Source organism: Aeromonas sp. HMWF017, assembly GCF_003061465.1.
Lineage (GTDB): Bacteria > Pseudomonadota > Gammaproteobacteria > Enterobacterales > Aeromonadaceae > Aeromonas > Aeromonas veronii.
On sequence record NZ_QAJD01000030.1, the window covers coordinates 1 to 12,744 of the forward strand.

Below are 12,744 nucleotides of genomic sequence, written 5' to 3' on the forward strand. Positions count from 1 at the left end.
GTGCTGGAGAGCGAAGCCAAAGGGATCGCTGAGCGACTGATCGCTGCCCTCGATTACGTCGGGGTGCTGACGGTGGAGTTCTTTCTGGTGGAAGGCCGATTGCTGGTCAACGAGCTGGCGCCCCGCCCCCACAACTCGGGCCACCCCAGCCTCGACAACGCCGCATGTAGCCAGTTCGAGTTGCAGGTACGGGCCCTGTGCGATCTGCCGCTGCCGGAACAGAACGCCGTGCGACCCGCCCTGTTAATCAACCTGCTGGGGGATCTCTGGCAAAACGGCACGCCCGACTGGGCTGCACTGCTGGCGCTGCCCGGCCTGCATCTGCACCTCTACGGCAAGGGTGAACCCCGCCCCGGCCGCAAGATGGGCCACATCACGGTGACCGGTGACGACTGGCCAACGGTGGAGGAGAGCTGCCGTCAGGCCCGCCAGCTGCTGGGGTTAACGCCGCGCTGATCGACCATCGGAAATGCAAAGACCCGGGCATGGCCCGGGTCTCTGTTTTTGCTTGCTGTGGCAAGGAGGCTTATCAGGCCCGCTCCACCGCTACCGGTGCCGGCAGGCGAATGGTGAGGGAGAGCACCAGCGCCACCACCAGCAACACCAGAATCAGGTGGAAGGTCGCCATAAAGCCGCCAAACAGGGAGGCCACAATGGAGCCGATGATGCTGCCCAGACCAAAGCCCAGATAGATGACGCCGTAGTTCTTGGTCAGGTTGTTGAGACCGAAGAAGTCGCTCACCAGCGAGGGGTAGACGGTGATGGTGCCGCCGAAGCTGAATGCCACACAGGCGACCGCCACAAAGAACAGGTTGGCGTTGAGCGGCACGAACAGCAGCAGCGCCATGCCCGCCAGGGTAATCAGCTGGGCAATGGTGATGACCCGGATGCGGGACATCTTGTCGGAGAGGATACCCAGCACCAGACGGCCGCCCAGGTTGGCCATGGCGATGATGGCGACGGCGTTAGCGGCGACCACGGCAGGCAGACCCACCATCTTTTCGCCGATATCCTTGGCCACGCCGATAACGTAGAGGCCGCTCATGCAGGCGGTGAGGAACATCAGCGCAAGCATCCAGTACTGCGGCTTGCGCATCGCCTCGGCCAGAGTGAAGTCACGGCTCTCGCTCTGCTGTACGGAAGCTGCCTGCTTGGGCGCATCCTTCATTAGCATGCCGCCCACCAGTACCATGGACATCGCAATCAAACCCCACAGCTGGAAGGTGGTCTCAAGGCCGGAGCTGGAGAGCAGCAGCAGGTTGATGTATTTGAAACCGAGACTGCCGAGGCCATAGGCACCGATGGAACAGGCGGAGATGAGCCCCTTGCGCTCCGGGAACCACTTCACGCAGTTGGAGAGAGTCATCAGGTAGCCGGTGCCGTCGGCAAAACCGACCAGAATGCCCGCGCAGAGGTAGAGCATCGCCAGATTGCTGGCATGGGCAGTGAGGAAGAAGCCGATGCCGAGCAGCACGCCAGCGCCCAAGGTCACGTTACGCACCCCGAATCGCTCCTGCAGCTTGCCCGCCATGGAGGAGGCGACCGCCAGCGAGAGGCTGAGCAGGCCAAAGGCGAAAGCCACCTGGCTGACCGGCTCGTCCAGCTTGTCGGAGAGCTGGGCGTTGAACAGGCTCCAGGTGTAGACAGAACCCAGCGCAAACTGGGTGATGATGGTACCGATCAGTGTCAGGTACCGGGTGCGGTTCAGATCGATGGTCATGATGCGTCTCGGTCGATGGCCTTAAGGAAATTGAGGCCACTATAGGCAAGACGCAGTTCGCGCCGATCGATTAAGGCATGAAATGCAGATCGGCGGGAATGAATGACAATCAGAGCCGCATCAGCTGACGGAACGCCTTGATGTTGCTGCGACTGACCGGCACCTCGAACGGCAGATCATGGAGCCGGATGAGGTAGGTGCTGTTAAACCAAGGGACGATTTCGCGGATCTTGTTGATGTTGACACAGTAGGAGCGGTGGCAACGGAAGAACCCCTCGGCCGGCAGGCGGCTGACGAACTCGCTGATGGTCATGGTCATCACGTAGCGGTCATCACGGGTGTAGACATAGGTAAGCTTCTCGTCGGCTTCCGCGTAGTAGATCTGCTCGCAGGGGGTGACGATGATGCGCTCCCCCTTCACTAGATTGACGGTGCGATTGTGGGGGCTGCTCCCCTCGCCACTCGCCTCCCCCGTGGTGGCTGGCTGCGACTTGCCTGCATGCTCGAGCTTTTGCAGCAGATTGATGATGCGGGGCTCGTTGTAGGGCTTGAGGATGTAGTCGAACGCCTCCAGCTCGAATGCCTCCACCGCGAACTCCTTGTAGGCGGTGACGAAGACGATGTGGGGCGGATGGCTCGACTTGTGCAGGTTCTTGGCCAGCAGCAGGCCATCGATGGAGGGAATCTGGATATCCAGGAACACCACATCCACCTCGTGATCCTGAAGATATTTGAACGCCTCCAGCCCATCCTCGAAGCTCGCCACTATCTCGATGGTGCTGTGCTGGTTCACCAGATAGGCCAGCTCCTCGCGAGCCAGATACTCGTCTTCCACAATGATCGCTTTCAGCATGACAACACCTCTCGCGGCACACACTTATCCTCAACCATGATGGCATTCAGCATGGCATCGACTCCTGATCCGGCAGATAGAAACTCACTTCGGTACCCGGCTCCAGCCGCTTGAGGTGCAGGCCATCGCCATAGAGCAGCTTGACCCGCTGATGCACGTTCATCAGGCCGATGCTGCGGCTCTCCACCCGCCCGGCGGCGACCCCGTCGATCACCGCCTGACTGATGCCGTAACCGGTGTCCCGCACCGCTACCCGAATACCGCCCGCCAACTGTTTCACCTCGATGGTGACCCGGCCCGGCGCGCTGCGGGGCTGGATGCCGTGCAGGATGGCGTTTTCCACCAGCGGCTGCAACAGCAGGCTCGGTACCTGAATGTGCACATCGTCCACCTCGAACACCACCTCCAGCTTGTCGCCGAAGCGGGCCTGCTCGATGGCCACGTAGTCGCGCACCTGCTGCAGCTCCTCCTGAATGTCGATGAGCTCATCCCCCTTGTTGAGGTTGTAGCGCAGGTAATCCGCCAGATTGGCGATCAGCTGGCGCGCCTGCTGGGGCCGGATGCGGATCAGCGACGAGATGGCGTTGAGGGCATTGAACAGGAAGTGCGGGTTGATCTTGCTCTGCAGCGCGGTGAACTCCGCCTTGCGGGTCATCTCCTTGAGCTGCTCGATGCGCGACACCTCCATCTGGGTGGAGATGAGCTGGGAGAGGCCCACCGCCATCTCCCGCAGCGAGCTGGTGATGCTGTGGGTGCGGCGGTAGTAGATCTTGAGGGTGCCGCTCACCGCGCCGTTTTCCCGTAGCGGAATAATGATGACCGAGTGGAAATCGGAGAGGTGATACTGGCGCAGATCGTTGTTGATGATGATCTGGTCGAGCAGCACAGCCTGCTGGGTCATGCCGCTGATGGCGTGGTGCTCGTCCAGCTCGTAATAATCCTTGCCCACCCCGACATAGGCCAGCACGTCATGGGTATCGGTAATGGCCACCGCATCGGCGCTGATGTCGCGCCGGATCACATCGCACACCTGACTGAGGGAGTGGCGATCGATATTCTGGAAGAAGGGCAGCGTCTTGTTGGCGATATCGAGCGCCAGCTTGGCCTGCTTGGCGGCAATCAGCTCCTTCTCGTCATCCAGATCCTGCACCAGCTTGATGATAAGGCCGATGCAGAGCGCCCCGGCGATCATCGGATAGGCGATGTGGTTGACGATCTCCACCCCGACTTCGTGGGGCTCGGTCAGCAGCCAGATCAGCAACATGGTGAGCCCTTCACAGAGCATCCCCGCCAAAATGCCGTAGAGCCAGAGCCGTGACTTGCGGCAGCGCAGGTGCAGCCAGGTGGCGAGCAGACCGGCAATGATGCTGGCGATAAGGCAAGGGATGGAGGTGTGACCATCCATGTCGATGAGATAGCGGTGCAGACCGGAGATGACCCCGGCCGGAATGCCAACCCAGGGGCCGAACAGGATGCCACCAGAGATGATGGCAATGATCCGCACGTTGATCAGCGCCCCCTCCACCGGAATGCCGGTGTAGGTACTGAACACCGCAAACAAGCAGAAGATGGAGGCCACCAGCACCAGCTCGGCCGGGGTGTGATCCCGCTTCTGGAACAGCCGCTGGAACGGCCGGGTGCGGGTCAGGAAGAAGAGGGTCATCAGCATCAGCGCCGCCCGCTCGAACACCGCCAACAACATCATCTGATTCTCAAGCATCTGCGCCCCCTTGCGGCAACCCGACCGATCACTATAACCCCGACCAATAAATCGGGGCCGGATAAACCAGCCCCTGTGACATCAACAGTACTGCCCAGCCACCCAGCCGGAGGACCAGGCCCACTGGAAGTTGTAGCCACCGAGCCAGCCGGTCACATCCACCACTTCACCGATAAAGTAGAGGCCGGGCACCTTGCGTGCCTCCATGGTCTTGGAGGAGAGCTCGTTGGTATCAACGCCGCCCAGAGTCACTTCGGCGGTACGATAGCCCTCGGTGCCGTTGGGCAGGATCTGCCAGTCACCCAGCAGGTTGGCCACGGCTTCCAGCTCACGCTCGTTGTACTGGCGCATCGGCTTGCTGACCAGCTGACCCAGCTCCACCAGCTTGTCGACGAAGCGCTTGGGCAGCTCGCGCCCCAGCACGGTTTTCAGCTCCTGCGCGGGGTGTGCCTGCGCCCATTCACGAAGGGCAGCCGGAATATCCAGCTCCGGCAACAGGTTGATGTGGATCTTCTCGCCGGCGTGCCAGTAGGAGGAGATCTGCAGGATGACTGGGCCGGAGAGGCCACGATGAGTGAACAGCATCGCCTCCTTGAAGCGGGTGCCATCCTCGGCGGTCACCGCTACCGGCAGGCTGATGCCAGCCAGATCAGCGAACGCCTCTTTCTCGGCCTGATGGAGGGTAAAGGGCACCAGTCCGGCGCGGGTCGGCAGCACCTTGAGACCGAACTGCTCCGCCAGCTTGAAGCCATAAGGGGTAGCACCCAGCTTGGGCATGGAGAGACCGCCGGTCGCCACCACCAGCGAGTGGCAGCCGATCTCACCTTTGCTGGTGGTCAGCACAAAGCCTTCGTCCTGCTTGCTGACGGTGAGGATCTCGGTCTGGAACTGCAGGGTCACCCCGGCCCAGTCACACTCGGTGAGCAGCACATCGACGATATCCTTGGCGCTCTCGAGACAGAACAGCTGCCCCAAAGTGCGCTCGTGATAGTTGACCCCGTGGCGATCCACCAGATCGATAAAGTCCTGCTGGGTGTAGCGGGCCAGCGCCGACTTGCTGAAGTGGGGATTCTCCGACAGGTAGGCGTGAGCGCCAGCCTGATGGTTGGTGAAGTTGCAGCGGCCACCGCCACTGATGAGGATCTTGCGGCCCGGCTTCTTGGCGTTGTCGAGCACCAGCACGGAGCGGCCACGGTAGCCCGCCTGCGCCGCACACATTAATCCGGCCGCACCGGCCCCGATCACCACCACATCGACCTGCTTCATCATCACTCACTTATCAAAATAGAAACGGCACCTGGCCAGAACCGTGATTGCCTCTGGCTGACATCACAACGGTGACTGCCCACCAGAATAAACAACGGCCCTTAAAAGGGCCGTTATTGTACTGGCTGAACACTAAGTGTCCACGACTATCAGGCGTTGCTGTCCATGATGCTGGCAGGGGCGCCCTTGGCCAGTTCGGCCAGCTCCTTATCGATGAAGTAGAGGCCTTTGCCATCTTCACCCACCAGACCCAGACGGTCGACGATGCTCTTGAACAGCTTCTCCTCTTCATGCTGCTCGGCCACATACCACTGCAGGAAGTTGAAAGTGGAGTAGTCCTGAGTGGTGAAGGCTACGTGGGCCAGACCATTGATGCACTTGGTGATGTGGTACTCGTGCTCCAGGGTGGTACGGAACACGTCGCCCAGCGACTTGAACTCGTGGGGAGGGGCATCGATGGCACCCAGCTTGGGCATGGCGCCAGTCTCGCTCACATAGGTGAACAGACGCTCCATGTGCTGGCGCTCCTCGACCGCGTGCTGGCGCAGGAAGGTCGCCGCCCCTTCAAAGCCCTTGTCTTCGCACCAGGCGCTCATCTGCAGATAGAGATTGGAGGAGTAGAACTCCAGGTTAATCTGCTCGTTCAACTTCTCGATCATGGCTTGGGCCAGCATCTTGTTTCTCCTCAGTGATTTGGTATCGATTGTCGCCACACTCCCGCCGCGAATCAACCCGCCAACGAGAGGGAGATCCCGTTTCTTTCAGCTCAGGGGGTCAGCTCGCCAAGGGAGGCGACATCCACCGGCGCAGCATAATCGACGCCCGGCAGCTCGAAGCCGTTGAGCTGCATAAAATCCTGCCGCAGCCCGGCAAAGTCCCCCAGCGCGTGGAAATTGTCCGGCGTCACCTTGGGCCAGAGCGCCGAAACGGCGGCCTGAATGGCCGGGTCCAGCTCATGGTCATCCATCCGGATCAGCCGGTTGCCATCGGCCACCACCCCATTGGCCCCATACATCTTGGCGGCAAACAGTCGCTGCATCTGCTCGATGCAGCCTTCGTGCACACCGCGCTCCTTCATTACCCCCATCAGCAGGCCCAGATAAACCGGCAACACCGGAATATAGGCGCTCGCCTTGGTCACCAGCGCCTTGCAGACCGACACCCAGGCGTGACCACCAATCTCGGCCAGCTGCAGGTTGATGGTCTCGGCGGTGGCGTGCAGATGCTCCTTGGCATAACCGATGGTGCCATCCCGATAGAGGGGATAGGTGGATTCCGGGCCGATATAGGAGTAAGCGACGGTTTGCGCACCGGGGGCAAGACAATCGGTCTGCTGCAACGCCTGCATCCAGAGCTGCCAATCCTCGCCCCCCATCACGGTGACGGTATCGCGGATCTCCTCCGGCGTGGCAGGCGCCAGCGACTGCTGCACCAGGGTATCGCGCTCCAGATCCAGCCCCCAGCCGCTAAATGGCTGGCCGGTGGTCTTGAGCACCGAGCGCACTTGCGTGCCATCGGGCAGCCCCCGGATGCCGCTTGCGAGCGAATAGATCACCAGATCCACCTGCCCCAGCTGCTGGCGTATGGTGTCGATGGCCTGCTGGCGCATGCCGTCGGAGAAGGCATCACCGATCAGGTTGATGGCGATACGCCCCTCCTGCTCCGCCTCCTTGCGAAACCAGATGTTGTTGTACCAACCGGCGCTACCCAATCCCTTGTCAGAGGGGCCACGCTCGAAGGAGATGCCGATGGTGTCGGCACCGGCACCAAAGGCGAGCGCAATGCGCGATGCCAGCCCGAAACCGGAGGAGGCCCCCAGCACCAGCACCCGCTTGGGCCCGTTGAACGGGCCAGCGGCCTTGATGCGTTCGATCTGCTGCTGCACGGCGGCGCGGCAGCCGATGGGGTGACAGTTGCGGGCAACACAGCCCTGGATCTGCGGATGAATGATCATGAGAAGGCCTCCAAAGAAACTGGCTACAGCATAACCAAGTCGCGGGAGATTAACTTGATGCCGGATCGCTATCAGCAAGAAAAGCAGCGGGGAATGAGGCAGAAAAACAAAAGGGAGCACGTGGCTCCCCAAAGCGGTATTCAGATGCTTTTTGTTGTTTTGTGTTCATTGCGAAGCACGGGCCCATCCTATGCCTCTCCCCCCTGATCGGCAAGCCGAGGGGTGTGACCGGCTTCAAACTCTTGTTTAATTTACAGGCAAATAATGGTTAATAACTGAGTGACTGACCCTGTGCCACAGGAAATTAAACTCATTTAAATCCCAAAACTGTGCCTGAGACACCATTTTAGTTTCAGCAGAGATTGGTATAGTGGGCTGAAGGATCGGTAAGGAGAACCCCCATGAGTGGAACAACCTATTACAAGCATATTCTGGCCGCGATCGACCTCTCTGAAGATAACCGCAAGGTGATCGACAAGGCGGTGGACAGAGCCCGCTCCAACGGCGCCAAGCTGTCGGTTATCCATGTCGATGTGGACCTCAAGGATCTCTACACCGAGATGATCGATATCGACATCGACAACGTGCAGGATCAGGTGATCGCCGAAGCGAAAGAGAAGCTGGAGGCCTTCCTGGCCTCGGTGGACTATCCCATCGAGAAGAAGCTGGTGATCTGCGGCGATCTGAGCGAGCGGGTCAATCAGGCGGTCAAGGAGTACGAGATCGACCTGCTGGTGTGCGGCCATCGCCAGAGCTTCTGGAGCCTGCTTACCTCGAGCGCCCGTCAGCTGATGAATACCGTACCGTGCGATCTGCTGGTCGTCCCCTTGCAGAAGTGATGAAACCGGCGTAGTTTGATTTGCTATGAACATGACCGCATTCAATCACAACTACTGGTGGTGCTGCTCCTAAACAGGCGGCACCGCGTTTCTATTCTAGATTTCCCAAAGAAAACACCGTGACCGCCGAGAGGCGGTCAACTGTTTTTATCCCTTTGTCGCCTCCCGGCTCACCCAACTGGAGAGAGTGACATGCACAACCCCGTTATCCTGACTGGCGATCGTCCAACCGGCAAACTGCACATCGGCCACTATGTCGGCTCCCTGCGCCAGCGCGTCGAAGCCCAGCACCACTACCGTCAATTCGTGATGATCGCCGATCTGCAGGCGCTGACCGACAACGGCCACAACCCGGCCAAGGTGACCGACAACGTACTGGAGGTGATGGCTGACTATCTGGCGGTCGGCCTCGACCCGGCCAAGACCACCTTCTGCCTGCAGAGCGCCCTGCCCGCCCTCGCCGAGCTCACCTGCTACTACCTCAATCTGGTCAGCGTCGCCCGGCTGGAGCGCAACCCCACCGTCAAGGCGGAGATCCAGCAAAAAGGGTTCGAACGCACGCTGCCGGCCGGTTTTCTGGTCTATCCGGTGAGTCAGGCCGCCGACATCACCGCCTTTCGCGCCAGCCATGTGCCGGTCGGGGAAGATCAGCTGCCGATGCTGGAGCAGACCAACGAGATCGTCCGCCGCTTCAATTCTCTGGTAGGCAAAGAGGTGCTGACCGAGTGCCAACCGATCCTGAGCGACACCGGCCGCCTGCCCGGCATCGACGGCAAGGCCAAGATGTCCAAATCCCTCGGCAACACCATCGAACTGGGCATGTCGGCGGAAGAGGTCAAACAGGCGGTGTTCGCCATGTATACCGACCCCAACCACCTCAAGGTGAGCGATCCGGGTCAGGTGGAGGGAAATACGGTGTTCGCCTATCTCGATGCTTTCCACCCCGACAAGGCGCTGGTCGCCGAGATGAAGGCCCACTACCGACGCGGTGGACTGGGGGACATGCGCTGCAAGCAGGTGCTCAACGACTGCCTGCAGACCCTGCTCGCCCCGATGCGGGAGCGCCGTGCCGCGGCCATTGCCGACAAGAAGATGCTGCTGGAACTGCTCTATCAGGGCACCGAGCAGGCTCGCACCATCACCGATGAGGTATTGGCGGAGGTGAAAAGCGCCATGGGGCTCGACTACTTCGCCAGCATCCGCTGAGCGGGGGTCCCGAGCGCATCGTCGCCGTAGAGGTCGAACACCAGCTGGTGCAGCAGGCTCTTGAACCAGCCGATCGCCTCGTCGTGGGCGGTCAGTGGATGCCCCGCCATCAGGTAGATGATGGGGATGGCGGGGTCGAGCTGGTGCATCCGCAGCGGGTAGTAGCGGCAGAAGTGGCGCCCGATCATCTCGGGCACCACCACCAGATAGCGGCCGGTCGCCATCAGTGGCGGCACCGCCATAAAGCTCGGCAACCGCACGCCCAGCTCCCGCTCCACCCCGAAGCGGGCCAGCCAGAGCTCCACCATCGCCTGACTGTGACCCCAGCTGGAAGTGTGGATGTGGGGACGGCTCACCAGCTCGACCGGGGTCAGCACATCGGGCAATTCGCTGCCGAGCGGCGACAGGCAAACCAGCGGGTTGTTGAACCACTCCTCCCGCCACAAGCGGGGTGAGAGATGATTTGCCCCGGCGAAACCGATCACCAGATCCAGCTCTCCCTTCTCCAGCTCCCGCTCGTAGTTGCTGTCGGCCAGCTCGCACACCTCAAGCCGACAGTGAGGGGCCTGCCGATGGAGCCTCTCCACCAGCACCGGCACCAGCCCGTGCTCCACCGAGCCCGGGGTGGCGATGCGGAAAATCCGCCGCGCAGTGGCGGGATCAAACCCTTTGGCCTGCCGCAATCCCTGCTCCAGCATCGCCAGCGCCTGGCGCACCGGCCCGGCCAGCGCCTTGGCCCGCTCGGTCGGCATCATCTCGCGCCGACTCATCACGAACAGCGGGTCATCCAGCGCCACCCGCAGCCGCCCCAAGGCGTGACTGACGGTGGATTGGGAGAGATGCAGCCGTTCGGCGGCACGGGTGACGTTGCGCTCCTGCATCAGCATGTCGAATACGGCGAGCAGGTTGAGGTCGAGACGGGCGAGCGAGCTATCCATCGATATTAGCCATAGTTAAATGCCAACAATTCATTTTTACCATAGTAACAGATTGCCTAGAATGCGCTGGCTTAATACATCGGAGATTCAAATGCGTAGCTATCTGTTATTGCTGGCCATTGGCCTGCTGTGGGGTTCCCAATTCATTTTCATGCACCAGGCCGTTGCCGAGTTGCCACCCATTCTGGTGGCTGCCGGTCGTGCCCTGTGCGGCAGCCTGACCCTGGGTCTGCTCTGCCTGTTCATGCGGCTCAAGAGTGAGCACACCCCGTGGCGCACCTATATGCTGATCGCCCTGCTGGATGCCACCATCCCCTTCATCATGGTCGCCTGGGGCCAACAGTATGTGGATAGCGCCATCGCCGCCGTGGTCATGGGTTGTATCCCGTTTGTGACCATTCTGGCTGCACCGCTGTTTATTTCTGGTGAAAGAATCACCAAAACCGGTCTGCTTTCCGTGATCATCGGCTTTGCCGGTGTACTCACCCTGTTCTGGCCGAAACTCTCCCAGGGCATGAACGCCGGTCTGCTCGGTGCCATGGCCATCCTGCTGGGTGCCAGCTGCTTCGCCATCGGCCTGCTGATGATCAAGCGCTTCGCCAAGGACCATCCGGTCGTGGTCGCCCGCAATATCCTGATCTCCTCGGCAATCCAGTTGCTGTTGGTCGCCCCCTTCATGGTTGACCTCAGCAGCCTGACCCTGCCGAGCACACAGGCCCTGAGTGCGATCACCGTGCTGGGTACCCTCTGTACCGGTCTGGTCTACTTCCTCTACATGGCGCTGATCCAGAAGGCTGGCCCGACGTTCGCCTCCTTCAGCAACTATCTGGTGCCGCTGTTCGGCGTGATGCTGGGCGCCCTGTTCCTCGGCGAGCAGATCCACCCCACCACCGGCGTGGCCCTGGCCCTGATCCTCGGCTCGGTCGCCATGAACCAGTGGGCCCAGCAGCGTCGTGTACAGCGTGAGGCAACCCTATGTCAGGCATCTTGACCACACTGTGCGGCGGTCTGGTGCTGATTGCCGGCTGGCAGTATCGCCAGCGACTGGCGGGCATGCTGGGGTTGTTGATGGTAGTGCTGCCCTGGTTCTTCGATAGCAAGCTGCAAGCCATGTTGAGCTATGCCCTGAATGCCTGAAGTCCATCTCTGAATGTGTGACGAGAGTCTATCTCTCCTGTTTTTGGGACTGTTTTAAAAAACCTCCGATTTGTCCCCCGCTACCGGCGCTCTGCGCCGGTTTTTTTATGCCTGCCAGCCGGCGTCAGATCAGATAGCGATAGCTGAGTCGCTCGTTCTTGCGCGGCCCGGTGATCTGCCAGCTCAGCAGAAAACCACCGTCGATCTCGGTCAGCTCGGCGCTGTAGTGATCCGCCCCGCACAGATGGGGCTCAGCGGTCAGCCAGCGGCCATCCCCCTGCGGCAGCAGCTCGAACAGTTCGACCGGCGCTTGATAGCGCAGATGGGAGAGACGGATCCCCCGTTCGCTGCGCTGCCACCAGAAGCAGTTGTGCATGGCGAGCTCCCTGCCATGGGGCGTGATGTAACGGCCCTGCTCGTTAAACAGCCAGCCCCCCTGATGATCGGTCACCTGCACACGCCCCTCGCCCCGACCATTCCAGTCGGTCGCCGACCCCTCGCTATTGCTGGCGGTAAAGGAAAATGCTCCGACCTGTGGCAATCGCGCCCATAAACGCTGGATTGCCGCTTCCATCTCGGCCATCATAGCCCCCTTAAAATTGACAACTGATGATAAATCAAACACATGAACTACTTGATAGGGGTCACCCTGCTCTGGTCATTCTCCTTCAGCCTGATCGGGGTCTACCTCGCCGGTCAGGTGGATGCCTACTTCTCGGTGCTGACCCGCATCGCCCTCGCCAGTCTGGTGTTTCTCCCCTTCCTGCGCCGCCGCTGGCTGCGCCCCGATCTGGCGGCCAAGCTGATGGCGCTGGGCGCCATCCAGCTCGGCATCATGTATCTCTTCTACTACCACTCCTTCCTGCTGCTGACGGTGCCGGAAGTGCTGGTCTTTACCATCTTCACCCCCCTCTACGTCACCCTGCTCCACGATCTGCTGGAGCGCCGCTTCAAGCCTACCTATCTGTGGGGCGCCCTGCTGGCGGTGCTCGGGGCTGCCGTCATCCGCTTCGACGGCCTGACCGAAAGCTATGTGTTGGGATTTCTGGTGGTGCAGGGGGCCAACCTCTGTTTCGCCCTGGGTCAGGTGGGCTACAAGGTACTGCTGGCA

Annotated in this window: 14 protein-coding genes; 6 read left to right on the plus strand and 8 right to left on the minus strand. The window is 60.8% G+C overall.

What is annotated here, in order from left to right; all coding sequences use genetic code 11:
- On the plus strand, positions 1-456 hold a 456-nt coding region (locus DBR30_RS02160), incomplete at its 5' end, for an ATP-grasp domain-containing protein (protein WP_146181346.1).
- Between the two features lie 73 nt (positions 457-529).
- On the opposite strand, the gene DBR30_RS02165 is transcribed toward DBR30_RS02160, so the two are convergent.
- The 6 genes from DBR30_RS02165 to fabV form a co-directional block, all read right to left on the minus strand.
- Positions 530-1,720 carry an L-lactate MFS transporter gene (locus DBR30_RS02165; protein ID WP_005339218.1) on the minus strand — a complete coding sequence of 397 codons (1,191 nt, stop codon included), beginning with the start codon at positions 1,718-1,720 and terminating at the stop codon, positions 530-532.
- Between the two features lie 109 nt (positions 1,721-1,829).
- Positions 1,830-2,573 (minus strand): LytR/AlgR family response regulator transcription factor, encoded by a 744-nt coding sequence (locus DBR30_RS02170; RefSeq protein WP_069555086.1) that lies wholly within the window; start codon positions 2,571-2,573, stop codon positions 1,830-1,832.
- Positions 2,574-2,619: 46 nt separating this feature from the next.
- Positions 2,620-4,293, minus strand: a complete 1,674-nt coding sequence (locus DBR30_RS02175; protein ID WP_181363471.1) for a sensor histidine kinase — start codon at positions 4,291-4,293, stop codon at positions 2,620-2,622.
- An 81-nt stretch (positions 4,294-4,374) separates the two neighbouring features.
- Positions 4,375-5,559, minus strand: a complete 1,185-nt coding sequence (locus DBR30_RS02180) for an NAD(P)/FAD-dependent oxidoreductase (protein WP_005355716.1) — start codon at positions 5,557-5,559, stop codon at positions 4,375-4,377.
- Positions 5,560-5,708: 149 nt separating this feature from the next.
- Positions 5,709-6,233, minus strand: a complete 525-nt coding sequence (gene ftnA / locus DBR30_RS02185) for a non-heme ferritin (RefSeq protein WP_005339225.1) — start codon at positions 6,231-6,233, stop codon at positions 5,709-5,711.
- 92 nt (positions 6,234-6,325) lie between these two features.
- Positions 6,326-7,513 (minus strand): enoyl-ACP reductase FabV, encoded by a 1,188-nt coding sequence (fabV, locus tag DBR30_RS02190; protein ID WP_108542485.1) that lies wholly within the window; start codon positions 7,511-7,513, stop codon positions 6,326-6,328.
- Between the two features lie 401 nt (positions 7,514-7,914).
- Between fabV and DBR30_RS02200 the strand changes: the two genes are divergently transcribed.
- Positions 7,915-8,352: a universal stress protein gene (locus DBR30_RS02200; protein WP_005339229.1), complete on the plus strand. Its 438-nt coding sequence runs from the start codon at positions 7,915-7,917 to the stop codon at positions 8,350-8,352.
- Positions 8,353-8,544: 192 nt separating this feature from the next.
- Positions 8,545-9,558: a tryptophan--tRNA ligase gene (trpS, locus tag DBR30_RS02205; RefSeq protein WP_108542487.1), complete on the plus strand. Its 1,014-nt coding sequence runs from the start codon at positions 8,545-8,547 to the stop codon at positions 9,556-9,558.
- Here trpS and DBR30_RS02210 read toward each other — a convergent pair.
- Positions 9,537-10,496, minus strand: coding sequence for a LysR family transcriptional regulator (locus DBR30_RS02210; protein ID WP_108542488.1), 960 nt, complete (start codon positions 10,494-10,496; stop codon positions 9,537-9,539). The two genes, trpS and DBR30_RS02210, sit on opposite strands and share 22 nt — an antisense overlap.
- 91 nt (positions 10,497-10,587) lie before the next feature.
- Between DBR30_RS02210 and DBR30_RS02215 the strand changes: the two genes are divergently transcribed.
- Positions 10,588-11,487 (plus strand): DMT family transporter, encoded by a 900-nt coding sequence (locus DBR30_RS02215; protein ID WP_005339234.1) that lies wholly within the window; start codon positions 10,588-10,590, stop codon positions 11,485-11,487.
- Positions 11,472-11,633 carry a hypothetical protein gene (locus DBR30_RS02220; RefSeq protein WP_108542489.1) on the plus strand — a complete coding sequence of 54 codons (162 nt, stop codon included), beginning with the start codon at positions 11,472-11,474 and terminating at the stop codon, positions 11,631-11,633. Before DBR30_RS02215 ends, DBR30_RS02220 begins: the two co-directional genes overlap by 16 nt.
- A gap of 124 nt (positions 11,634-11,757) precedes the next feature.
- Here DBR30_RS02220 and DBR30_RS02225 read toward each other — a convergent pair whose 3' ends face one another.
- A complete protein-coding gene (locus DBR30_RS02225; RefSeq protein WP_108542490.1) occupies positions 11,758-12,219 on the minus strand; it encodes a DUF6314 family protein in 462 nt (153 codons plus the stop codon).
- Positions 12,220-12,258: 39 nt separating this feature from the next.
- Here DBR30_RS02225 and DBR30_RS21495 point away from each other — a divergent pair.
- Positions 12,259-12,744 (plus strand): DMT family transporter (locus DBR30_RS21495; protein ID WP_258224255.1); only part of this gene is annotated, 486 nt, incomplete at its 3' end.

Bases quoted from the DNA above. Each gene is read 5' to 3' on its own strand.
- DBR30_RS02165 (WP_005339218.1), bottom strand. From the start codon at position 1,720: ATGACCATCGATCTGAACCGCACCCGGTACCTGACACTGATCGGTACC.
- DBR30_RS02170 (WP_069555086.1), bottom strand. From the start codon at position 2,573: ATGCTGAAAGCGATCATTGTGGAAGACGAGTATCTGGCTCGCGAGGAG.
- DBR30_RS02175 (WP_181363471.1), bottom strand. From the start codon at position 4,293: ATGCTTGAGAATCAGATGATGTTGTTGGCGGTGTTCGAGCGGGCGGCG.
- DBR30_RS02180 (WP_005355716.1), bottom strand. From the start codon at position 5,559: ATGAAGCAGGTCGATGTGGTGGTGATCGGGGCCGGTGCGGCCGGATTA.
- ftnA (WP_005339225.1), bottom strand. From the start codon at position 6,233: ATGCTGGCCCAAGCCATGATCGAGAAGTTGAACGAGCAGATTAACCTG.
- fabV (WP_108542485.1), bottom strand. From the start codon at position 7,513: ATGATCATTCATCCGCAGATCCAGGGCTGTGTTGCCCGCAACTGTCAC.
- DBR30_RS02200 (WP_005339229.1), top strand. From the start codon at position 7,915: ATGAGTGGAACAACCTATTACAAGCATATTCTGGCCGCGATCGACCTC.
- trpS (WP_108542487.1), top strand. From the start codon at position 8,545: ATGCACAACCCCGTTATCCTGACTGGCGATCGTCCAACCGGCAAACTG.
- DBR30_RS02210 (WP_108542488.1), bottom strand. From the start codon at position 10,496: ATGGATAGCTCGCTCGCCCGTCTCGACCTCAACCTGCTCGCCGTATTC.
- DBR30_RS02215 (WP_005339234.1), top strand. From the start codon at position 10,588: ATGCGTAGCTATCTGTTATTGCTGGCCATTGGCCTGCTGTGGGGTTCC.
- DBR30_RS02220 (WP_108542489.1), top strand. From the start codon at position 11,472: ATGTCAGGCATCTTGACCACACTGTGCGGCGGTCTGGTGCTGATTGCC.
- DBR30_RS02225 (WP_108542490.1), bottom strand. From the start codon at position 12,219: ATGATGGCCGAGATGGAAGCGGCAATCCAGCGTTTATGGGCGCGATTG.